The sequence below is a fragment of the Moritella sp. JT01 genome (genome assembly GCF_001574435.1).
GTDB lineage: Bacteria > Pseudomonadota > Gammaproteobacteria > Enterobacterales > Moritellaceae > Moritella.
On the sequence record NZ_LOCN01000007.1, the window covers coordinates 469,294 to 494,459 of the forward strand.

Below are 25,166 nucleotides of genomic sequence, written 5' to 3' on the forward strand. Positions count from 1 at the left end.
AAATGAATAAAAGCTTATTAGCGATAATTATTGCAGCTTGCTTTTCTTTAACCGCCTGTGGTGATAAGAAAACAACCGGAAATCCAAGTCATGACAGCGTTATTGATAAAAGTTTGGAAGCCGAAACCAAGATAAATTTTGACTTACTTTCAGAAATACCAGTTGTGATTACGCCAAGCTTCATTGCGATGGACCCTTTCGATGGCACAATCGATAGCGAAAAGACCGCAACGGATCCAAACGATCAGACAGATCCTGCCGTGGCGATGGGGAAAAATGATGGTTGGAGTATTTCTCAACCAATCACGATCAGCTTTACCGGTGAGCCATTAGATAAAACTCAAGATCTCAGCAACGTTTTCAAGATTATGATCACTAACGACCCAACAGCTGAATCTCAGAGTCATAAACGTCTTGAGAATATGCTTGTTTATGGTGAGGATTATTCCGTTGAAATTGAAGACTTTAGCCTGACAATTAAACTATTGAAACCGCTACTAGCAGCAAGTAATTATATGTACGCTCTTACTAGCGAGCTGAAAGATAATAAAGGTCAACCCGTGGGAATGACGCTGTCCTACGCTTATTTAAAGTCATCAAGTACGCCTCCAAGTCCAGAGTTAGGCGCAGCGAACACCCTAACTAATCGCATAGAAGCTAGATTCAAAGCACATAAAGTTAACCCAGATACAATTATTTATGCTAGCTGGTTTACGACTGAATCTATCGGTGCGTCGCTAACGGCGACTAAAGCTGTCATAGCTAAAGTGTTAGACCCTTCAGAGAGCTTAAATTTTGCTGATATTTGGCATGATAGTGCCAACCCAAACAACGCAGCACTCGATGATTTGTATAAAATCACACTAGATGAAAAAGTAGCGGGTTATTATGAAGAGGCTTTTAAAACGGACCCTGTTGCGCGTGAAATGATAAAGAGTATGCTAATAGCCGATCCTTCGATATGTACTACTTTCGGCATCACTGATATTGAACAGTGTACAACAATGTTCCTCTCGTTTCTTGGAGGCGCTGATGTTGACAATAAAATAGATGTTTATCACGGAACGGTGACCCTCCCTATTTTTTCTACGACGGAAGTCAAAGATGATTTGTGGAGTACAACCCCTTGGCAAAGTGCCACTCCAAGTGTGGCAAAAATAAAACGTGTACTCTCACCGGGTTCTGAGTTTTCAGAAGCAGACAAACAAGCAGTGACAAATAAACTGAGTGAACTTAACATTGATACTCAGAAACTGTTTAATCTAGACATTAATGAACTGATTAAATTGAGTGGACAAGAAATAACGCTTACTAATGGTAAGCTGCTAGATGAAGAAAGACTCATCACCAAATATAGTCCGATCCCGAAAATTAAGTCCGTCCAAGACGTCCCTATTATATTTTTTGCCCCAAGCGATAAATCTTCCCAAAGCGAACTGAGCAAGATCACTGTTTTTCAACATGGAATCACAGGTCTAAAAGAGCTTGCTTACTTATTCGTTCCGACAATGGAGCAGCTGATCGAGTATAAAACCAATAGAACTGCTATCGTGGCCATCGATACCTATCTGCATGGTGAACGAGGCTTAGAAGATCCAGATGGAGCAAAAGGAAATCATGATATTGTAACCAATAGTGCCACTCCCGATGTGTTTATGAATCTAGCGCACTTAACTGTTGGTCGGGATAATCTGCGCCAAAGTATTATCGACACTATCGGTTTACGTGTCGCACTGAGTTCGGGAATGTCGCAAGATAATATCGCGGGTGAGGTTCTTAAGAAGCTTGATCAAGATAAGATTAGTTACTATGGCCATTCTATGGGGGCAATATCAGGTATTTCTAGCTATAGCATTGCTAATCAAGCCGTTATAAATGATAAAGCGTTGAATGACCGTTTATTCAAGTTTACCGCCGGAGCATTCGCTAATCCGGGTGGCAATATTGCATCCGTTTTACTCGAATCTGAAACATTAGGCCCTGTAGTCAAGCATGGCATATTACTCGCCTCTGAAGGAAAATACAGTGATTATGCGAATTATAAGGCCCTTTGTGGTGACAAATCAGGTTTCGTCGATATTAAAACATGTCTAGATGAGTATACCGCGAACCTTGGAGAACCTCTCATATCAGAAATGGAAACAATGTTCTCTCAGTTCTCCTATGCAGCTCAAACCGTTATGGACACAGTAGATCCACTTTCGCTATCAGCAAAAGTAACTGGCCCTGTTTATTTAATGGAAGCAGCAGGTGATCAAGTCGTGCCGAATCAAACGTCCAAATACAGTGCGTTAGGTGGTACAGAGCCACTCGCAACAGCGCTACATTTAGATAGTCTGAAAGAAAGCATTCCAGACGACGATAAAGATTTAAACATTATCGCTCGTTTCAACTCGAGTGCAACTCACACGACGGCTATGATGCCAATGCCCAGTATGTTATGCATGTTGGGGACGAATGCTGCTTGTCCAGCAGTAGAACTCAACTTTGAAATTGGGACATTTCTAGCGCAAGATGGTCGTGCAATTAGCGTTGATAACCCTGATTTCTTACTTTTAGATCTTAATTCTGATTTAGAACGAGATAATATTGAAAATATAGATAATCCATTGAATATATTAAAATACATAGACCCCGCACTACTTCCACAAAGTGTAGGGGGCTAAGAGTACAGTTCGCGTATAGATAACCATAGTTAATACGAACCAATGGCATCATCATTGCGATGCTATTGGTTCACATTCGTTAAATAATAGATTCGAATAAATTAAAAAAATCCCAGATTTTAAGTCCACTATCATCACCATGAATAATTTAAAAACCTGCTAAATACTAGTATTTCATTATATTATGCGTCACATATCGCATTGCAAAGTGCGAATCAATCACGATCCCCTCCCTATAAAAACCTTAATATATTGTTTATTAACAGATATAAATATGGCACTTCATTTGCAATACCCCTTACAAGATTCGAGTAACCGTAATACTAGTTTGTTGCTTATAAATGCTTGGATTTTAATTTACAAAACTTAATAAAATTAAGGTGTAAGCTATGAAGAAAATTCCTCTTGTACTGTTTATGACATCTATATTGCTCGCCGGTTGTGGCGGTGATGACTCAAGCCCTGGAGGTAACGCGAATAACACTGAAGCCAATGGGAGCAACAGTAGTGCCGCTGCTACACCCGCCATTTTTTCAGACACAATAATACCAGCTGGATTCAATTGGGAGATGCAAAACGCAGAAACGGTTAACTTTAAACACGTCAGTAATATTAGCCAAATTGGTAACTTACCTATTGCTGTCCCTGGCAAACATTATATCGAAATCTACAGTATCGATGAAAACAACGAGACGAGTGCCACCCCATTCTTAAAAGCCCTGACCAACAGACACGGCGAAGCAGAAGTATTGCTAACGCTTTTAAATTCATGGAGCGGCATAACAGTGAAGACTCATTTAAAAGATTCTGTTTGTATCAATACACTACACAAAGAACAAATAACAGCAACACAAGCGCTTGGTTGTGACGTTATTATTGGTTCAGACTTATAATAAGGATAGATATAGATATGCACACATTTAAATTAAATAAGCTCTGTTGTCTTGGTCTATTTGCATTATCAAGCTCAGTATTATCAACATCTGTATTAGCCGCGGCGACAACAGAAGGCACTGTCAACAATGGTGATGGTACATTTACCTATACACAAAAAATTAATGTATCCAGTACAGCACCCCATTATACCCCTCCAGCATCTGGTGGTTTTAATATTTACAGTGGCTATAACGAAGATTACGGTTGGCAACACTCCTTCCCTGACATTTTAACCAATCCTTTAATTCAAATCCAAACTGCAACATTATTAATACGTGGCTTCGATATTGATTCAGAAGCATCTTGGGGAACCGCGGGTGAATATGATGGAATCAGTGTGGATGGCGTTGATTTAAACCCGGGTCTATTACAAGGCGCAAATGACACATGGTCTGAAACCTCGTTCGACGTTCCCATCTCATCAATTACGGATGATAGTTTCATCAATACTTTCGTCGATATTAATATGAATTTCGGCCCAGGTGTTAATGGCTGGATGACAACGCTTGATTACAGTTTACTCACGATTACTTATATGGAGACAACGAATAGTCCTCCATTCAAACCAGAATTATCAATGTCGCCATCGAGTTGCGACGCTACAACTGCGAGTGATCTGGTTGTTTCTGTAACAGGTCCAACACCAACAGATCCTGATGGCGATACCGTAAGCTACTTATATCGTTGGTTTGTAGATATCGGTCAAGGTAGTGTCGTTGATGATGAAGTTGCAGGTAAGACTGATCACCAAGGTGACACTGTACTATCAAGTCAGACTGTAGACGGAGAAACATGGCGTGCGCAAGTTACCGCTGTTGATTCAAACGGCCTAGCGAGTGATCCTGAGTTCTCGACATGGATCTCGATTAGTACCGATTGTGACGGCGATGGTGTCGATGATATCTATGATGATTACCCTGAAGATCCAGAACGCGCCTTTAATAATTATTACCCTGAAGGAACATTAGCGTATGAAGATCTATGGCCTGATAAAGGTGATTATGACTTCAATGATTTTGTGCTTCGTCATACATTCAATAAAATCACAAATGCGGATGGTAATATAAAAGAAATTGAGATGGTAGGCTCAGCAGTTGCTCGTGGTGCGAGTTATGCAAATGCATTTGCGATTAGTTTACCTGGCACTGAAGGATCTAATATTGAAAGTTCGAGTGTGACCATTGACGGTAGCGCAAGCGCTCTAACACCTGAAGCTGGACATACTGGTGAAGCGGTGATGGTATTGATCGACAATGTGTTCGATGTATTACCGTCTGGCGCGTTTCTTTACTACAACACCCAAAATGGCGATGACAGTCCGTTCATATCACTCGCGTTCAATGCTGTATTTACGACGCCAGTTACTGTCGCGGCTCTTGGCGACGCACCATACAACGCATTCATCTATCGTGTTGGTGAACGAGGTAGAGAAATTCATCTGATGGATAAAACGCCAACTGATTTAGCCAATCTCGCGTTACTTGGTACAGGTGATGATGTTTCAGATGTTGGTACGAGTACTTACTATCAAACAACAGATGGTCATCCTTGGGCACTCCTCGTTCCTTCAGCATGGAGTCACCCATATGAATATATCGATGTATTACTTGCTTATCCACAAATGCAGGTATGGGCAGAAAGTGGCGGTGTAACGAACCCGACTTGGTATAATGTCCCTAACAATACGTATTGTTGGAAATGCTGATAACTTATAATTGATAATTTATAATTTATAATTGATCGACACACGTCAAGCCTAGGTTAACCCCTAGGCTTTTTAACTACCCGCTTAGTGCCTAATCCCTAATTTGCACTGCAAAATGCGAATAAATCACGTTCCCCTCCCTATCAAAACCTTAATCCATTGTTTATTAAAACATATAAAGATGGCACTTCATTTGCAATATCACTTACAAGATTCGAGGTAACCGTAATACTAGTTGGTTGCTTATAAATTCTTGGATTTTAATTTACGAAACTTAATAAAATTAAGGTGTAAGCTATGAAGAAAACTCCTCTTGTACTGTTTATGACATCCATATTGTTCGCCGGTTGTGGCGGTGATGACTCAAGCCCTGGAGGTAACGCGAATAACACTGAAGCCAATGGGAACACCAGTAGTGCAGCGGCTACACCCGCCATTTTTTCAGACACAATAGTACCAGCTGGATTTAACTGGGAGATGCGAAATTCAGAATTCGTTAACTTTAAGCACGTCAGTAACATTAGCCAATTTGCTGGTGTTCCACTTAATGTTTCTGGAAAACATTATATCGAAATCTACAGTATTGATGAAAACAACACGACCAGTACAACGCCCTTCTTAAAAGCCATGACCAACAGACAAGGGGAAGCAAAACTATTGCTAACGCTTTTAAATTCATGGAAAGGCATCACGGTGAAGACTCAACTCGACGATTCCGTTTGCATCAATACATTATACAAAGAACAAATAACAGCAACACAAGCGCTTGGTTGTGACGTTGTTCTTGATTCTGACTTATTATAAAGGTAGATATCGGTATGCATAAATTTAAATTAAATAAGCTCTGTTGTCTTGGTCTATTTGCATTATCAAGCTCAGTATTATCAACATCTGTATTAGCCGCGGCGACAGAAGAAGGCACTGTTGATCATGGTGATGGTACGTTCACCTATACACAAAAAATTGATGTCTCCAGTACAGCACCCCATTATACCCCTCCAGCATCTGGTGGTTTTAACATTTATTCTTGGCATAACCAAGATTTCGGTTGGCAACACAGTTTTGCAGACGTAATAAGCAATCCCTTAGTACAAATTCAAACTGCGACATTACTCATTCGTGCCTATGATGTTGACTCAGAAGCCTTTCATGGTCTTGCCGGTGAATATGATGGTATCAGTGTTGATGGGGTCGACTTAAACCCAGGCATATTACAAGGTACAGATGGGACGTGGTCTGAAACCCCATTTGATGTACCTATTTCCTCTATTACGGATGATGGATTAATCAATACATTTATCGATATTGATATGAACACTGCTGGGCAGTGGGTAACAAAACTTGATTACAGTTTACTCACGATCACCTATATGGAAACCACTAATAGTCCACCATTCAAACCAGAATTATCAATGTCGCCATCGAGTTGCGACGCTACAACTGCGAGTGATCTGGTTGTTTCAGTAACAGGTCCGACACCAACAGATCCTGATGGCGATACCGTAAGCTACTTATATCGTTGGTTTGTGGATATCGGTCAAGGTAGTGTAGTTGATGATGAAGTTGCAGGTAAAACAGATCACCAAGGTGACACTGTATTATCAAGTCAGACTGTCGACGGAGAAACATGGCGTGCTCAAGTTACCGCTGTTGATTCAAACGGTCTAATGAGTGACCCTGAATTCTCGACATGGATCTCGATTAGTACCGATTGTGACGGCGATGGTGTCGATGATATCTATGATGACTACCCTGACGATTCAGAACGCGCCTTTAATAATTATTACCCTGAAGGAACGTTAGCGTATGAAGATCTATGGCCTGATAAAGGTGATTATGACTTCAATGACTTTGTGCTTACCCATACATTCAATAAAATCACAAATGCGGATGGTAATATAAAAGAAATTGAGATGGTAGGCTCAGCAGTTGCTCGTGGTGCAAGTTATGCGAATGCATTTGCGATTAGTTTGCCTGGCACTGAAGGATCGAATATTGAAAGTTCGACTGTGACCATTGACGGTAGCACAAGCGCTCTAACACCTGAAGCTGGCCATACTGGTGAAGCGGTGATGGTACTGATCGACAATGTGTTCGATGTATTACCGGCTGGCGCGTTTCTTTACTACAACACCCAAAATGGCGATGACAGACCGTTCATATCACTCGCGTTCAATGCTGTATTTACGACGCCAGTTACTGTCGCGGCTCTTGGCGATGCACCATACAACGCATTCATCTATCGTGTTGGTGAACGTGGTAAAGAAATTCATCTGATGAATAAAACGCCAACTGATTTAGCCAATCTCGCGTTACTTGGTACAGGTGATGATGCTTCAGATGTTGGGTCGGCGACTTACTATCAAACAACAGATGGTCATCCTTGGGCACTCCTCGTTCCTTCGGCATGGAGTCACCCATATGAATATATCGATGTATTACTTGCTTATCCACAAATACAAGTATGGGCAGAAAGTGGCGGTGTAACGAACCCGACTTGGTATAATGTCCCTAACAATACGTATTGTTGGAAATGCTGATAACTTATAATTGATCGACACACGTCAAGCCTAGGTTAGCCCCTAGGCTTTTTTACCATTAACCCAATCTTCACTCCTAATTTGCATTGCAAAATGCGAGGCAATACACCAAAAAATTTTAATAAAACCACACGCCATTGTTTATACACAAATTAATAAGTGGTATCCCACTTGCAAGTATCCTTATAAAATTCAAGGTAAACCTAATCCTTATTTATTATTGATAAAGCCTTGAGTTTTGCTTTAACTGATAATCATGAAATAAGGTGTACATTATGAAGGACACTCTTCTTGTATTTTTTATGACATCTATATTAGTCGCAGGTTGTGGTGATGGTGACTCTAGCCCTGCAGGTAACACAAATGGCTCAGGAGAAAATGGGATCAATACGAACACCGCATCTATACCAATCATATTTCCTGACACCATAGTACCAACAGACTTCAACTGGGAGATGCAAAGTACAAAAGTCGTTACCTTTAAACATGTGAGTAATATAACCCAGTTAAACGGCGCTCCTCTTGCACTTACCGGTAAATATTATATCGAAATCTACAGTCTGAATGAAAATAACAAAACAAATACAACGCCATTTTTAAAGGCAATGACCACTGATAAAGGTGAAGTGGAAGTGTTACTCACACTTGTGAATTCATGGCTAGGCATCACAGTAAAAAGCCAATTACTTGATTTAATTTGTATCAATACTCTATACAAAGAACAAATAACAGCGACACAAGTTCTGGGTTGTGATGTGGTTATTGATTCTGATTTATTATAAAGTAGGTAGAGGTATGCATACATTTAAATTCAATAAACTCTGTTACCTTGCCCTACTTGCACTATCCAGTTCTGTAGTAACAAATTCAGCCTTGGCCTTAGCCACAACAGAAAATACTGTCGATCATGGTTATGGTTCATTCACCTACACACAAAAAATTGATGTATCGAGTACTGCACCACATTATACGCCTTCGGGTATTGGCCCACAAAATGGGGGCTTTAATTATTACACCAACGCATCACAGGATTTTGGTTGGCAACACAGTTTCGCCGTTATTATCACTAACCCCTTAGTTCAGATCCAAAGTGCGACGTTATGGATACGTAGTTATGATATTGATTCAGAAATATTTCATGGTGCAACCGGTGAGTATGATGGCGTCAGTATTGATGGCATCGATTTGAACCCAGGTTTATTGCAAGGTTCAAATAACACATGGTCAGAGACAACGTTTGATATTCCGATCTCCTCGATCACGGATGATGGTTTAATCAATACCTTCATCGATGTTGATATGAATAACTATGGCTGGGTAACAATTCTTGATTACAGTTTATTAACCATCACCTATATAGAAACGAACAACAGCCCACCATCACAACCAACGCTATCAATGACACCAAGTACTTGTACCCAAGCTACAGATAATTTGGTGGTTAATGTAACAGGTCCGACACCGTCCGATCCAGATGGAGATAGCGTAACCTATTCATACCGTTGGTTTGTGGATATAGGTCAAGGCAACGTAGTCGATGATGACGTGGCAGGTAAAACAGATCATCAAGGTAATACCGTATTAACCAGTCAAACAGCCGCAGGTGAAACGTGGCGCGTGCAAGTCACCGCTACCGATTCAAATGGTTTAATGAGTGAGCAAGCGATTGTGACTTGGGTAGATATAGGTATCGACTGTGATGAAGATGGGGTACCAGATACAACAGATGATTACCCAAGCGATCCAGAACGAGCCTTTAATAATTTCTCAGCACAATCCACATTGGTGTTTGAAGACCTATGGCCAGACAAAGGGGATTACGATCTTAATGACTTTGTACTTCTACACACATTCAATAGAATTACGAATGCTGCAGGCGAAGTAAAAGAGGTCTCGATGACAGGTAACGCGGTGGCGCGTGGTGCGATGTATGCGAATGCATTCGCGATTAGTTTCCCGGGAACAGATTCAGTTAATATAGAAAGCGCGACGATGATAATAGATGGCAATGGCAGCACGCTGACACCTGAAGCAGGTCATACTGGAGAAGTCGTGATAGTGCTCATCGACAATATTTTTGCTGTATTACCCGCAGGCGCTTATCCATTTTACAACAGTCAAGATGGGGATGATCGACCACAGGTGCCACTCGTATTTAAGATGGTGTTTACAGATCCTGTTGATGTAACAACACTCGGCAGTGCACCGTTCAATCCGTTTATCTATCGTGTCAGCGAACGCGGTAAAGAAATCCACCTCGCGAATAAAGAACCGTCCGATTTAGCTGACCTCACTTTACTCGGTACAGGTGATGATGATTCGAATGCAGGAACGCATACTTACTACCGAACGGCCGCGGGTCACCCTTGGGCACTTAACGTCACAACATCATGGCGTCATCCATTAGAGTATATTGATATATTATCCGCTTATCCTCAGTTCCGAGGTTGGGTTGAAAGCAGTGGCGTGAATACTCCATCTTGGTATAACCACCCTAATAATGGCAAATGTTGGAAATGCTAATCATGAATGAATACCATCAAACCGAGGTGACCCCTTCGGTTTTTGTTTTTACATCACGAATACCTGCATAATATGCATCCATCGTCGACAATAACCACATAAAAAGTAACTATAAGATGACTCTAAGTAAGTTCAATGTTATTTTGGTTTTTTATCCCATGGTATTCATTAATAGGTAACTTGATGGCTAATAGCGCTGCGCAATTGATTTCATTAGTAAACGACAAAGGTGAATACACGTATGTTAACAATCACTATTGTGACGCATTAGGATATACACAAGACGTATTATTAGGAAAGAATAGCCGAGAACTGAACTCGTCAACTATGCCTCCATCTGTGATAGAAGAAATAAGAAAAACCTTGGCACAAGGTTTCTCTTGGCAGGGGATTATTTGTAAAACAACAAACAAAGGTAATGATGTTTGGTTTGATATCTTCATTACCCCGCAATTTGAAAACGGTAAAATAGTTGGTCATCAAGAAGTCGGTACACCTGCGACACCGCAAATGGTAAGCCGAGCAAGTAATGTCTACAAAAATTTGCAAGGTAAAGGACTACTGTTTGAGTTTACACGTACTCAACGCTTTATCCTGTTAACCTTCATCAGTCTTGTCTCACAAGTCTTTATCTACCACTATTTGGGGCTCGCAGCCTCCGTTATTGCCTTTTTTGCAGCAGTAACACCCATGCTTGTATTCTGGCAAGATATCATCCCAATGGCACAAAAAGCGCAACGTATGCAATCCACGTTTGATAGCGTCAGCCGCCAAGTGTATTTTGGTAAAGGGACCGCCAGCGTCTTTGATTTTAATATGGGACTTTTAAAAACGAAAATAAAAGCCATTTTAGAACGTACTTTAGATTCAACTAAACCAGTGCAAAACGTGATTAAAACCGTCTCACTCGGGACAGAGCAAATCAGAACGAACTTGGTAAATCAACAACAAGAATTAACCGAAGTAAGCACTGCTATGTCGCAAATGCTCACCTCTACCGATGAAATTGTACGTAATAGTGTCGAAACATCAGATGAAATTAACGCCACCTTTAAACTGTGTGAAATGGCCCAAGATGGCATTAACACAACCACGATTGAAATTAAACAACTAGCCAATGAAGTGGAACAAGCATCTACCGCCGCAGATAAGCTCAATACCGAAGCGCAAAATGTGGGGAGTTTGATGACCGACATTCAATCGATTGCCGACCAAACAAATCTATTGGCATTGAACGCAGCTATTGAAGCGGCACGAGCAGGCGAACAAGGCCGTGGTTTTGCCGTGGTAGCAGATGAAGTACGCACTTTGTCATCACGCACACAAGAGACGGCAGAACACATTCATTCTAGTTTATCGACCATGCTAGAAACAATTAATGACTGGCTCATTATGATGAAAAAAAACAAAAACAATGCCGATCAGTGTGTCGAGAAAGCAGAACAGTCAGATCAAGCCATTGCTATCATTCATGAGAAGATGCAGCAACTGTCACTCCTATCGATGCAGATTGCCACGGCAGCTGAAGAGCAAAGTATGGTATCAAATGAGATCAACAACCACGTTATCGATATTAAGCAAGGTTCAGAACAGAACTGGCAACATACCGACACCGTGGTGGCTCAAATGGATGAGTTGAAAGCCGATATTGATACGATTAGTAATTTGGCTAAAACCTTTATTCCAGCCAACTAAAACCGGTATGTCGCGACTAACGCTTGCAGCTCAACGGCAATATTCTTTATCCTTGAGCTTGATTGACTCGTTTCGTTGGATTGCTTCGCGGTTTCTCGTACCGTTGCATTAATGCTCATGATGTTCTGATTTATCTTAGTCGACATCACGCCCTGCTCTTTCGATGCTCGTGCGATATTGGTATTTAATTCAAATATCTGTTGTACGTTATCACTAATATCATCGAGTATTTCCATAGAATTAGCCGCATCTTGCGCGGTGCTTAATGCACCCGCAGATCCGTTTTGCATGACATCAACTGTACTAAACACATTTTTTTGTAGATTTTCAATGAGCGCTTGGATTTGTACTGTCGACGCAGCAGTCCGTTGTGCTAGTGTCCTCACTTCATCCGCGACCACAGCAAATCCGCGTCCGTTAGCGCCTGCGCGAGCGGCTTCTATAGCAGCATTGAGTGCAAGTAAGTTAGTCTGCGCGGCAATGTCGCGAATAACATCTAAAACAATACTAATGCTATTACCATTTTCAGCGAGATTATTCGCGACGTCTACCGAGGACTGTAATTGTTCAGCAAGCGCATTAATCGAATGACTAACATGGTGAATGGTCGCTTTACCTTGTAATACTGATTTATTCGCTTCTTTGGCAGAATTGGCGGCGACATGTATATTGTGCGTAATATCTTCTGTCGCCAAGACCATCTTAGATACCGCATCCGCTAACTGATCTGACTCCACTTGTTGCGTTACGGCTAATTGATGTGTCTGAGATGATACTGCCGCATTAATTTTAGACGCTTGTTCTAAATGTTCTGAAAAAATGGGTATTTGATTAAATGTGTTTTTTAAATTATCCACAAATTGATTAAAGTATTTGCAAATCAATGTAATTTCATCTCGACCACTGATTTTTAAAGACACGGATAAATCGCCCGACTTTATAGCCACATCACGAAGGTGTGACTTCAATAAGTCCAAACGTGTATTAATAGAATAAGAGATGGATAGAACTGCAGAGACGATGATGATAATAAGCAGTATTGTTATCAATAATAATTGATTATAAATACGGTTATTTTGCGCGATAATGTTCGTTTCTAATTCATGAGTCAGTTGGTGATAAATAGCCTCAGTTTTATGTATTGAGTCACGCATCACCCCCTGAAATCCTGTATCTGGAGTTAGACCAAACTGTTGATACCCATCAAAAAGCTGCATAAATTTAAGACGGTAATCCGTCATTTTCAATTCAATTGCTCGTTTCACGGTGACATCAAGTGCTGATGCCTTCAAATGTAGATTAAAAAATGAATAATTACGCTCAAATTTTTGTTTATACTTTTGCAGTTTTCGTAACATAAAGTCTTTTTCATTACGTCTTAGCATGAGAATATCAGCGGTTAACTGCAACTGATTTGATTTTCTGACTAATGATTCTGCATCATGTACAGCACGCCTTAACGTACCACGTAAGCCAGTTTCATGCGTAAAACCAATTTTTTTATAAATAGCGACTATATTATAAAATGAATGTTGATAATCTTTAAGATACTGTAATAAATTGACCAGTTCCGCGTCTTTCCCATTCTCCCAGTCTAATCCTTCAATTTTCTGCTTTAATTGATTAATTCGGACCGTTAACTGTTCATAATTACGCTCAAATTTGGTCTGATACTTAACATCTAGTCGGGTTAAAAAATCCTTCTCATTTCGGCGTAACTGCAACATATCAACTTCACTATCTTTCACTAATACTAATGTTTCATTCAACATTGCGATGTTGTTAAACGAACTCAGTGCAATCATAGATAAGACAACAAGACATAAAGAAACAAGCCCAGCTAAACCTGACAGTTTTACCTTGATCGACAGGTTATTCATATTTAACTCCTTTTAAATAATAAAATTAAGGTGTCTAAAGGTTAATACCAATACAGCAGATCGCCCTATGAAACGGGTATTCCTCCCCCCTTATTAAAAGGTATATTAGATAGGCTTTATAATACTTAGTGGTTTATTGTTTTCAGTAACTGATCGCAATAAATTGATTAATACTCATGGTTGAGGCACAGGAAAAGAAATTACCGACTTTAGTCGTATAAACAAATTAGAAATATTTGCTAAAGGAAAAAAAGAACAAAAAGGAGAACATTAACTTACCCCTTAAAGGTTAATAATTAAAAATACACATAACTTATTTTTAATATGGATAGATTACGGTGCAATTTATCTGATCCAGATAACAACAAATATTGTAAAATTAAACTAAACTTTATGCCTCGAAATTATAAGATCAAGTTGTAAAGCCGTTATGTATTACGATAAATTCACCATCCAACTAGCAACCCCTTCAGATGAACAAGATTACCTCATCATCTTAGTCGGAGATGAAAAAGGCATTAGCCAGCTATTGATTGATAATGATACCAAAGAAATTAACATTGCTGCCGACTGGCAACACTCCAGTACTTTTTTTAATAACGCGAAGCAACAACTACGTGAATACTTCAATAATGAACGCCACACTTTTGAGTTAGAACTGAATCCTACAGGTACCGTATTTCAACGTCATGCGTGGCAGCAATTAACTAAAATACCGTATGGTGAGACACGCCGTTATAAGGACATTGCAGCGGGACTAGGTAATCCAAATGCATCAAGAGCGGTAGGTATGGCCAATAACAAAAATCCTATCCCAATTATTATTCCGTGCCACCGGGTGATAGGCGCGAATAAGAAACTAGTGGGTTATGCTTATGGCTTAGAATTAAAACAGCAACTACTCTCACTCGAAAAAAAGAGATAATCAAAGTGCTTGCTGTTACCAACGAATAGCGTACCAGCAAGCGATACAGCGCAGTGTTACTGTTATTTGATATTAAGAGATGTAATCATGTTGCTGTACACTATTCACTAATAATCTAGGCTTTAGTCTTCTCAGATTCGAGCGAATGATAGTCCGCGCTTTTTCACGAGAAATTGATAAGCGCTCACCAATTCTTAACAAGCTCAACGGCTCCTCGCCTGTTAACCCAAACCGCAATTCAACGACACGACGTTCACATTCTGGTAAGTTTTCTAATAATGCTAAAAGATAATCGCGCGTGCTGCCACCTTCAATCTCTTCACTCGGTGTACTTGCCGATTCGTCTTTAATGATATCAGCAAGGGTGGTAACCGAATCATTCCCAGTAATAATGCCTTTATCTAGACTCAATTCATTAAAATAATACGACATGATTTCCATTACTTCATCTACATCGGTTTCGAGTACCTTGGCTATCACAACCAAATCGTTATCACTGCCAACATCTAATCCGAGCTCTCTGGCAACCTTAGCAATACTTTTGTGCATTTTACCGACATGAATGGGGATACGAATGGTACGAGCGCTATTCATGATACAGCGCTCAATGTTATTTTTTATCCACCAAATAGCATAAGTAGAAAAACGATAGCCTTTATTCGCATCAAATTTTTCAACAGCACGAATTAATCCTGTGTTCCCTTCTTGGATTATATCGACTAAAGGAATAGCGCTATACTGGTAACGTTTAGCAACGCTAATCACTAAACGTAGATTGGCTTCAATCATGCGATTTTTGGCGCGTAAATCCCCCTTACCAACAGCGACTGCAACTTCATACTCTTCTTCTTTTGTCAGCAGCGTACTTTTTTTATTCACTTGTTGCATATACGCATCTAACGCATTTGATTCCTGAGATAATTCCATTTTTCAGTCCTATGAAGTCTTAACGGCTTAACCTTATGTAAATATTCCGATCTAATACTGTCATCAATCACCTTATAAAATCATTAGAACACTCAAAAGTATTAATAACTAGGTACTCATAATGTAATAATAAAATAATGCGACAAGGTTTCACGTTTATGTGCAGCACTTCAAATAATATAGATCTAAAACGTCTGGTCAGATCAATGCCCATTGACAAACCGGTTGTTATTACCTTGTTTTAAATGCGTAAATCATTGATACTAAAAGACAAAGTGATATCATTAACTATTTTATAAAGTTACCGCTAACAAGGCAGCCCGTAGTCCGACATTATTTATTCGCTGTTGGGTCGATTAATGGTATTAGCAGACGTATAATGATGAAAACGAAGCAGCATAAGGATGATAATGCAATTTTCAACACTAGGTAGTAGCGGTTTGTCTGTGTCCCGAGTCTGTTTAGGCAGTATGACGTGGGGTTTTCAGAATAACCAGCAAGACGCCAATCAACAAATCGAATACGCGTTATCACAGGGCGTGAACTTTATTGATACGGCTGAAATGTATGCAGTGCCGCCGTCAGCAGATACCTATGGTAAAACAGAGACTATTATTGGAAATTGGCTAGCGGCCAACCCACATCGTCGTAAAGACATAGTGTTAGCCACTAAGATTGCAGGCCCCGGATTGCCTTGGGTACGTAACGGTGGACCGATTACTGGTGATGCGATCGTTCAAGCTGTAGATGCTTCGTTAAAGCGTCTACAGACCAGTTATATCGACTTATTCCAGCTGCACTGGCCAAACCGCCCTAATCCGCACTTTAGTCAGCACAGTCCCAATAAGATCCGCTTTAGTGATATCAATGCCGCCGACCATACCGCACAAATGCTTGATATTTTACAAGGGTTAAAACGTTGTGTTGATGCAGGCAAGATCCGCTTTTGTGGTTTGTCTGACGATACCACCTGGGGAATTAATACTTACCTGAAGCTCAGTGAACAATATGACCTGCCGCGCATGGTGTCAATTCAAAATGAATTCAGCTTATTGCACGCGAAAGACTGGCCCTACTTAATCGAAAACTGCGTGCATGAAAATATCGCCTATTTACCTTGGTCTCCACTGGCGACAGGCATGTTATCAGGAAAGTATTTAAACAATGCGCGACCGGAAGGCAGTCGCTGGACATTCTCGCAACGCAATAAATTATATAGAAATACTGAAAGTGCCCACCTTGCGACTGCAGAGTATGTTGACATCGCCCACCAGCACGGTCTTACACCAGCACAATTGGCTTTAGCCTGGTGCGATCAAGTAGACGGGGTCACATCGACCATTATTGGTGCGACAACACTACCGCAATTAAAAGAAAACATTTCAGCCTTTTCAACGCCGCTAACACCACAAGCATTAGCGGATATTGAATCGGTATTTAAACGTTATCCAGCACCGTTTTAATAAAAAGGCTATTTAGTTCACTAAATAGCCTTTAATCTAATAAGTCCGATGTTCAATATTAATCAAAATTAACAGTCACTCGATGCCCAGAAGATTCAATTTCACGCTTATGTTGCCAGTTAAAACGCGCAGTGAGTTTGTCGGTCAATTTAACCCCCAAGCCAAACCCCAAATCGTTGATGTTACTGCTCCCCAGCACCGCTGTATCAACATCGTCATTCACATTACGAATGACAACTTGCCCTTGCTGTTGGCGAATAGTCACAACACCCGTATCGGTGTGCTGAAATGCATTACGGATCAAATTAGCGAGAACAATTCGGCAGGCAGTGGCTGGTAATTCCACTTGCCATTCACTGGTATCAAGTTCAACGGTTACTGATTTACCGCGTAATAAATAGCTTAAATCTTCTACCGTTTGCATAATTTGTTCGTCTAATTTAACAAGTTCAGGGGTTAATGATAATGACTCATCTCGACTCAACCACAGCAAGGTTTCAGTCAAGTGACTCATGGTAAAACCCGCGCGTTCGATGCGTTCAATAACTTGCTGCTGTTTGGTTGTCATGGGTGATTTGCTGTTGATTTTATTCAGCAATTCAACATTAGTACGGATAACCGCGATTGGTGTACGTAATTCATGGCTGGCATTACGCAAAAACTCATGTTCGCGATCAAGGCTCTCTTGCACCGAATTAAGACTGTTATGCACAATTTTCGCTAACGTGTTCAGCTCTTTGTATTTAAATTCGGGTGGCGGTTGCTGTAAGCTTTCAGCATTTAATGACTTGGCCCAATCTCGTAATGCTTCGACAGGCGAGGCTACACGACGCATCACCATGATTAATAACAAAGCAAACACCGCAATGCCACCTAAACCAAATACTGGGATCCAGAAAAACTGAGAACCGGGTCCACCGGACAAGCGAGCATGTAAATCACCCGTATAGGACTTATAGATATACAATAATTGCCCCTGTTTCGTTTCCATCACCATCAAAAAGTGCACAGCACTCGGGGGCGAAAATAACTCATCTTTAATAATGTGCTTGTTTAATTCAAACATATTCGTCGGTGGTGTTACGAAATTGTCTCTCGCCTCAGCGGGAAGATCTTGCCAGCGACTTGAGACATAGAAATCCAGCAACATCTCAGGCTGGCCATCTTGTACTTCTAACCCTTCTGTATCAGCAACTTCGACCATGGTGCCACGTAATACCGAGTCCATGCCTTCAACAAAATAATTGACCGTGAGCGCAGAAAACATAATGGCCATACTGACACCAAGAAACAACATAGCGCCAAGAAAATACAACCGTAAACTGGGTCTTAACTTCATAACATAAACCTATTTAGAGGAAATTCGTAGCGCAAAGCCGACACCGGATATGGTATGCAATAATGGCGGCACATCACCTGCATCCAATTGTTTACGTAAATTATAAATATGCACCTTTAAACTATTACTATCCGGTTGGTCGTCACCCCAGACAGCCTGCATCAACTTTTCTCGTGAGACGGGATTGGGTGTTGCACGCATTAATACTTCGAGTATTTTCCACGCGATGGGTGATAGTTTTAATAACTGCCCAGCTCGGGTTGCCTGTTTTTGTTGTAGGTCTAGCTCTAAATCAGCCAAGTTTAAGCGTTTAACTTGACCACTGCGACGGCGTGCTAATACCTGCATACGCACAATCAGCTCCGCCATCGCAAATGGTTTCACTAAATAATCATCGGCGCCAGAATCAAAGCCCACCAGCTTATCATCCAAACTATCGCGAGCGGTCAGCATCAGTACTGGGGTATCAATACCCTGCTCGCGCATATTCTTACAAACTGTTAATCCGTCCATTTTAGGCAGGTTTAAATCCAGAATAATCGCTTGGTAATCATTATTGGTGATCATGTTTAAACCTGCTAGCCCGTTTGCCGCATGGTCGCACTGAATGTCTTCCAGCTCTAAATAATCAACCACAGCGGTCGCTAAATCTAAATCATCTTCCACTAACAGCAGGTTTAACATTTTTTTTCTCCATCATTTTAGCGAAAAACTGTTGAATTTCATATTGAATGAACAATAACGCAGGTATCAATACCAAGGTGATCAAGGTTGCAAACAAAATACCATATCCTAATGATGCCGCAGCTGGGATCAAGAACTGTGATTGTGTCGATGTTTCACCGAGTAATGGCGCAAGACCAACAAACGTAGTCACCGAAGTCAATAACACCGCGCGTAAACGGCCACTACAAGCCGTTACTATAGTATCGTGTAGTGACATTTTAGCCTCTTTCATCAACTCATTAAAACGCGAGACCAGTAACAAACTGTCATTCACCACCACGCCACTGAGCGCCAGAATACCATTTAACGATAAAATACTAATCGTCAGATCATTAAGCCAATGTCCTAATATCGCCCCAACAATACCAAACGGGATCGCAAACATAATAAGCACAGGTTGCACATACGATTTAAGCGGAATAGCCAGCAATACGTAAATAGCCAACAGGGCGCCAACAAATACCGAGATCATCGAACTTGTCGTTTCCCCCTGCTCTTCTGCTTCACCCGCAAAATGTATATTTAACTCAGGGAATTGACGCGTTAACTCAGGCACTAAATCACGCTGTAAATTAGTCACCAACTCATTCGATGCCAATATCGATTTGTCCACCGATGCGGTGAGATACACAGTACGTAAGCTATCAATCCGGGTGATCTCATCTTCTTGATATTCACTACTAATACTCGCCACACTACTCAGTGGCACAACCGTACCGTCTGGCGTACGCACACGCGCTTGCATAATATCCGCTAATGTTTGACGCTGATTCTCAGAATAACGAACACGCACTTTCACTTCATCTTTATTACGCTGGAAACGCTGTACAATATCACCACCAAATGCCTGAAGTACTTGTTGTGACAAGGTGGCGGTATCCATGCCCAAACTACGACCTTGCTCTGTTAATACAAAACGTAGCTGTGGCTGACCAGGGTTAAGATTATCATCAATACCGCTAACACCTGGTATCGACTCTAGCGCGGTTTTAAGCTGTATGCCAGCGGCTTTCACCGTTGCATCGTCCCACGATTTTAACTCGACTTTAAAGTTATCGACCATGTGCATAGTCGCAAGAAACTTAAGCTTTTTAACCCCTTCAGGTGAACCCACTAACGCCTTCCACTCTGCCGTAAACTCATTTGACCGATAAACAGAGTCAGCATCCAGTTCTACCGTCAATTTACCCGAACTGTCGTCTTCAGCAATGACCTGTAAACTCATGATCTCGCTATTTTCACTGGTCGCCACAACACCGTATTTAGCCAACAAATTCTTATCCGCCTGCAATGCAGCTTGCTCTATCCAAAGTAAATTCGTATTGGTTTGACCAAAGCTGGCATCATTTTGCATCACCATGTCAGCACTCACCACTTCACCCGGTATATCAGGGAAAAATGTAACCCGTACACTGCCCGTTAATGGCAAACCAATCACTAAAATAAACAACGCAATGAAGGCTAAGATAACGGCATAACGTAATTTTAATGACCACTCAATCACGTTACGGTAAATACGTACATTGAACCATTGTAAACCAGCATCCGCCGCATTTTGAGTACGTACCCACAGTCCTTTAATGCCCTTTGTCGATTGACGGGCTGTGCTTAAGTGCGCTAAATGTGACGGTAGGATTAATTTAGATTCCACCATCGACAGTAATAAACAAATCGTTACCACGCCCGCAAACTGCGCATAGATCTTACCGAGATTACCGTCAACATTGGCAATAGCAACAAACGCAGCCACCGTCGTCAATACGCCAAACAACGTCGGGATAGCGACTTTCATTGTGCCTTTTACCGTATTGGCGACAGTATCGCCCTCTTCTTTACGGGTGGTATAAATACTTTCGCCGATCACCACTGCATCATCAACAACAATACCGAGCGCCATGATAAAACCAAAGGTAGTCATCTCATTAATAGTAAGGCCAACAAAGGCATCTTGCATAAAGAACAAGGTGCCGAATAACACAAACGGCAAACCCGCAGCAACCCAAAATGCAACGCGAAAGTTCAAGAACAGTGCTAACACAATAAATACCAGTGCAATACCAGTTAAGGCGTTCTTGGTTAACAATGACAAACGATCTGTAATGGTGTCACTTTGATCGTACCAAGTCACCAGCTCAACATCGGCAGGTAATAACCCGCGCGCATGCCATTCATCAACCACTTCCTGCGCTTGTTTTACAATCTGGGTAATGTCACCATAATCATCCATAACGATCTCAATCGCCATGCCATTTTGTTGGTCATAACGAGATAAGGTGTAGCTATCATCGGCAAACGTGTCGGTAACAGTCGCTACATCCGCTAAGGTAATAACACCACCGTTGCTGCTGGTAATCACCGGAATACGGGCGAATTCACTTTGTTGATACGCCTGTGATGACGCTTTTAGACGCATCACTTTTTCACTATTACGTAAACTTGTCGTTAATGGTGTGGCCGATTCGGCATTGATCACCGCAGAAATATCAGCAATGGTTAACCCGTACGCTTGTAGCTTGGCTTCATCGACTTCGACAGAGATCATCGGCTCAACGTTGGCTTTAATCTCAAGGTCGCGAATACCTGATTTCGCTAACAGATCTGATTTTAACTTTTCAGCTAACGTTTGTAGTGTTGCGCGGTCAGCATTGCCGTATAACTGCACCCATAAGGCATGATCCTGACGACGGGCTTTATCAATCACCGGTTTCTCGGCATCACTGGGGAAGTTATTGATCGCATCAACATTGGTTTTTACATCTGTCAGTAAGGTATCGAGTGAATAACCACTGGTCTTTTCGATGCTGACTGAGCTGCCATTGGCATTCGATGTTGAGGTAATGCGCTTAATACCAGCCACCGTTTCGAGGGCGTCTTCAATCTTTATCGCGATGCCCTCTTCCGCTTGCTTGGCATCGCCACTGTCGTAGTTAACCGATACACGAATGGTATCTGGTTCAATACTCGGAAACGCTTCTTTACGTAAGTTTCCTAATGCCATTACCCCAAGAAGGATGATACTAATTAACAGTAAGTTGGCCGCTACGGAATTGGTGGCAAACCAGTTAATAACCCCTTGTAATGGGTTCATAGTAGATAACTCGTGAGATTGTGACGGGCGAGTTGTTAAATCACGATGTTGTTCACTCATAATTTCACACTCACGTTATTTATCGTCACATATGTGACGACAGAGGCATCTGCAAGTTGCACATCACTTTGATTGGTTAACTTCGCGATCACCTGCATGCCTTGCACATAGCTGTTTAATGGACGAATGATAATGTTGGCACTGTCCATCCCCGCCATTGGTTTAATGTAACTTAATTCACCTTGAGCAAACTGCTGCTGGGCAGTGAACGTAGCCAAGTGACCATCTGCACCGATATACCAAACTTCGCCATTTTGTGATATTGCCGATGCGGGTAATTGCCATAGATCATTCAGCGCTTTGCCTTGCACTATAGCCGTCACAAACGTACCCGGAAATAGCGGTGTTTGCTGTGTTAGCGGCTGTTCAACGACAACGACCAAGGCACGTTGACGACTGTTATTATCAAGATGCTGTTCGACACGTTCAACGTAACCTTGCCACTGGCTATCTCCCGTTGTGTTCGTTAAAGTAACCGGCCATTGACCCTCTACTGCACCACTGATGTTCGGTAAACTTGACCATTGATGCGCCGATAATGGGATCTCAATCTCCATGCGATCTGTGCTGTATAAGGTCGCAATGCTATTACCCACTTGCAGATAACTGCCTAATTGCACATCTCGACTCACCACTAACGCTGAAAATGGCGCTGTAATGGCTGTTTTATCTAAATCACGTTGCGCTTTAGTTAACTGGCTTTGGGCATTTTTAAACGTGGCTTGAGCGGCAATCAGCTGTGGTTCGCGTAATACCAACGGGGAATCAGGATCGCCACTGATACCGGAGTTATGCCATTCCAGACGTGCTTGCTGGCCTTGACGCTGCTCTTCTAACAAGGCTAATTTAGCGTCGGCGACTGCCACTTGCGCACTGCTAAAGGCTTGCTGATAATCAATATCATTAATTTTAATAACCACTTCGCCTTGCTTGAATAGCTTGCCGGTCGAAAAATTCTGTCCGAGGGATTCGACCTGACCACTGACTTCACTGGTGAGGGTTAATTGATAACGCGATTTTGCCTCACCATAACCAATCACTTCAGCTTGGTAACTGCCTTTCGTCACCGCCATCACCGTGACTTCGGGTAATTGCACAACAGCTTTAACAACAGGCGTATGAACAGAACTATTCGCAGCATCCATTTTTGCACCGTTGTAACTCATTACGGCAAAAATACTGGCTGCGGCCGCTAATGTGATCGCGATAGTAATAACATTCTTTTTCATGATGCTTCTCCAGCATTGTCTGTTGTGATGCCAAGCCCTAAAGCCAGTCCTAAATCAATACGATTAACCAGTCGGTTATAGGTTGCTTGTGTCAATTGCGATTGCAGATCAAAAGTTTGTTGCTGTACGCTAAGCAGATCTAATATATCCACCAGCCCTTGGCGGTATTTAGTTTGATAGTTAGCCTCGCTGCGCTTCGCACTCGTTAGCGCATCATTAAGGTGTTGCTGCTGACGTTTTAGCGACAACTCTTGGCCGAGGGCATTTTCGACCTCGTTCACTGCTGTTAATAGCGTTTCTTGATAAGCCCAATACGTTTGCTCGGTCGTCAATTCTGCTATTTCGATTTGGCTACGTAACTTCCCCCCTTGGAAAATAGGTGCTGTCAATTGACCTAATAAGCTCCATGCCGGACTTGTTAATAACGATTCACTGGGTGAATTGGCGATATCGGTTAACGACGCGGATAAACTGATTGACGGTAATAAGGCTTTATAAGCAACGTCAGTCCGATATTGCGCGGCACTAATGTCAGCATAAGCGGCTTGTAAATCAGGGCGACGACCTAAATTTTGTTCCGGTAACCCCGCTAAAGCTTGCAATACGTTAGGGAAATCACTCCCCACCTCAATCGCAGTTGTGTGTCCTAACAGTAGTCCGAGGTTACGTTGATTTTTCGCTAATGTTTCTTGTTGCTCAGCTAACGTTGCACGAGTCTGCGCACTGCTGGTACGTGCATTATCTAACTCTTCAAGTGCACCTAGGCCACTGCGATAGCGACTTAATATAAAGTTTTCATTGTTCTCTAATACCGCTAAGCGTGAAGTCTCAATGGTGATTAATTGCTGCTGTAAATTGATTTGTAGCCAGTTGCGCATGATGTTTGCTGCTAAGGCATCTTGAGCACCTTGATAAGTCGCCTCTGAGCTTTTAATGTCCATGTCTGCAGCGGCTACTTCATCACTGAGCTTCTGCCAGATATCAAGTTCCCAGCTCACGCTAATATCTGTTTTATAACTCGTATCATTCTCGTCACGCTCAGCGTTAAATCCGCCATTAATTTGCGGAATTTGATCACTTGCCGCAACACCGCGTTGTGCATAAGCAATTTGCAAAGAAATTGCGGTTTGTTGCAAACTTGGGTTTTGTAATATGGCTTGTTCGACTAAACTAGTCAGTTCAGGTATAGAAATAAGCTCAGTTAACTGTGTTATATCAACTGCATCTTGTTGTTGATATTGCCAATGTGTTTTTTCTTTCCGCGTTGTATCAGCACTTTGCTCATAATTAATCGCGGTGTTACTGCAGCCTGTCACGGCAGCTAAAGTAAGTGCTAACATTGAATAACGTAGTGCTAACACTGAATATCGTAATGGACCAGAATAAGCCATTGTTTATCTCCTCAATTCTACTGAGGCAAGTATAAAAAATAGCAGGTTAAGGTAGGGTTAAGATGGGTAAATA

17 protein-coding genes are annotated in these 25,166 nt (G+C 41.6%); 10 read left to right on the plus strand and 7 right to left on the minus strand.

All coding sequences use genetic code 11. The features are described from left to right. Window positions 1-2 precede the first annotated feature (2 nt). From AKG98_RS08750 to AKG98_RS08785, 8 genes are all read left to right on the plus strand, one after another. Window positions 3-2,666 carry a VolA/Pla-1 family phospholipase gene (locus AKG98_RS08750; protein WP_067044338.1) on the plus strand — a complete coding sequence of 888 codons (2,664 nt, stop codon included), beginning with the start codon at window positions 3-5 and terminating at the stop codon, window positions 2,664-2,666. 389 nt (window positions 2,667-3,055) lie between these two features. Beyond that, a complete protein-coding gene (locus AKG98_RS08755) occupies window positions 3,056-3,559 on the plus strand; it encodes a hypothetical protein (RefSeq protein WP_067044340.1) in 504 nt (167 codons plus the stop codon). A 17-nt stretch (window positions 3,560-3,576) separates the two neighbouring features. Continuing rightward, complete coding sequence (locus AKG98_RS08760; protein WP_067044343.1) at window positions 3,577-5,307, plus strand: LruC domain-containing protein; 1,731 nt, start codon at window positions 3,577-3,579, stop codon at window positions 5,305-5,307. Between the two features lie 297 nt (window positions 5,308-5,604). Continuing rightward, the gene (locus AKG98_RS08765) at window positions 5,605-6,111 is read left to right on the plus strand and encodes a hypothetical protein (protein ID WP_067044347.1); all 507 of its coding nucleotides are present in this window, start codon (window positions 5,605-5,607) and stop codon (window positions 6,109-6,111) included. Between the two features lie 14 nt (window positions 6,112-6,125). Next, entirely contained in the window at window positions 6,126-7,847 is a 1,722-nt protein-coding gene (locus AKG98_RS08770) for an LruC domain-containing protein (protein WP_067044352.1), read from the plus strand. 275 nt (window positions 7,848-8,122) lie between these two features. Then, window positions 8,123-8,629 carry a hypothetical protein gene (locus AKG98_RS08775; RefSeq protein ID WP_067044355.1) on the plus strand — a complete coding sequence of 169 codons (507 nt, stop codon included), beginning with the start codon at window positions 8,123-8,125 and terminating at the stop codon, window positions 8,627-8,629. Window positions 8,630-8,642: 13 nt separating this feature from the next. Continuing rightward, on the plus strand, window positions 8,643-10,370 hold the full coding sequence (locus tag AKG98_RS08780) for an LruC domain-containing protein (RefSeq protein WP_067045146.1): 1,728 nt from the start codon (window positions 8,643-8,645) through the stop codon (window positions 10,368-10,370). A 183-nt stretch (window positions 10,371-10,553) separates the two neighbouring features. Next, window positions 10,554-12,065 carry a methyl-accepting chemotaxis protein gene (locus AKG98_RS08785; RefSeq protein WP_067044357.1) on the plus strand — a complete coding sequence of 504 codons (1,512 nt, stop codon included), beginning with the start codon at window positions 10,554-10,556 and terminating at the stop codon, window positions 12,063-12,065. Here the strand turns inward: AKG98_RS08785 and AKG98_RS08790 are convergent. Further along, window positions 12,062-13,945 carry a methyl-accepting chemotaxis protein gene (locus AKG98_RS08790; protein ID WP_067044359.1) on the minus strand — a complete coding sequence of 628 codons (1,884 nt, stop codon included), beginning with the start codon at window positions 13,943-13,945 and terminating at the stop codon, window positions 12,062-12,064. The genes AKG98_RS08785 and AKG98_RS08790 overlap by 4 nt on opposite strands. 430 nt (window positions 13,946-14,375) lie before the next feature. Here AKG98_RS08790 and AKG98_RS08795 point away from each other — a divergent pair, with 430 nt between their 5' ends. Continuing rightward, window positions 14,376-14,870: a methylated-DNA--[protein]-cysteine S-methyltransferase gene (locus tag AKG98_RS08795; RefSeq protein ID WP_067044362.1), complete on the plus strand. Its 495-nt coding sequence runs from the start codon at window positions 14,376-14,378 to the stop codon at window positions 14,868-14,870. A gap of 72 nt (window positions 14,871-14,942) precedes the next feature. On the opposite strand, the gene AKG98_RS08800 is transcribed toward AKG98_RS08795, so the two are convergent. Continuing rightward, on the minus strand, window positions 14,943-15,797 hold the full coding sequence (locus AKG98_RS08800; protein WP_067044365.1) for an RNA polymerase sigma factor RpoD/SigA: 855 nt from the start codon (window positions 15,795-15,797) through the stop codon (window positions 14,943-14,945). A gap of 410 nt (window positions 15,798-16,207) precedes the next feature. Here AKG98_RS08800 and AKG98_RS08805 point away from each other — a divergent pair, with 410 nt between their 5' ends. Beyond that, complete coding sequence (locus AKG98_RS08805) at window positions 16,208-17,260, plus strand: aldo/keto reductase (RefSeq protein ID WP_067044368.1); 1,053 nt, start codon at window positions 16,208-16,210, stop codon at window positions 17,258-17,260. A gap of 58 nt (window positions 17,261-17,318) precedes the next feature. Here the strand turns inward: AKG98_RS08805 and AKG98_RS08810 are convergent, their stop codons facing one another. Genes AKG98_RS08810 through AKG98_RS08830 form a run of 5 tightly spaced genes read right to left on the minus strand, consistent with a single transcriptional unit; the run spans window position 17,319 to window position 25,093 of the window. Further along, window positions 17,319-18,599: a HAMP domain-containing sensor histidine kinase gene (locus AKG98_RS08810; protein ID WP_067044370.1), complete on the minus strand. Its 1,281-nt coding sequence runs from the start codon at window positions 18,597-18,599 to the stop codon at window positions 17,319-17,321. Window positions 18,600-18,608: 9 nt separating this feature from the next. Further along, the gene (locus AKG98_RS08815) at window positions 18,609-19,283 is read right to left on the minus strand and encodes a response regulator transcription factor (RefSeq protein WP_067044373.1); all 675 of its coding nucleotides are present in this window, start codon (window positions 19,281-19,283) and stop codon (window positions 18,609-18,611) included. Further along, on the minus strand, window positions 19,255-22,473 hold the full coding sequence (locus AKG98_RS08820; protein ID WP_067044376.1) for an efflux RND transporter permease subunit: 3,219 nt from the start codon (window positions 22,471-22,473) through the stop codon (window positions 19,255-19,257). Before AKG98_RS08820 ends, AKG98_RS08815 begins: the two co-directional genes overlap by 29 nt. Beyond that, on the minus strand, window positions 22,470-23,702 hold the full coding sequence (locus tag AKG98_RS08825) for an efflux RND transporter periplasmic adaptor subunit (protein ID WP_067044379.1): 1,233 nt from the start codon (window positions 23,700-23,702) through the stop codon (window positions 22,470-22,472). Before AKG98_RS08825 ends, AKG98_RS08820 begins: the two co-directional genes overlap by 4 nt. Beyond that, window positions 23,699-25,093 (minus strand): TolC family protein, encoded by a 1,395-nt coding sequence (locus AKG98_RS08830; RefSeq protein ID WP_067044382.1) that lies wholly within the window; start codon window positions 25,091-25,093, stop codon window positions 23,699-23,701. Before AKG98_RS08830 ends, AKG98_RS08825 begins: the two co-directional genes overlap by 4 nt. Window positions 25,094-25,166: the final 73 nt, after the last annotated feature.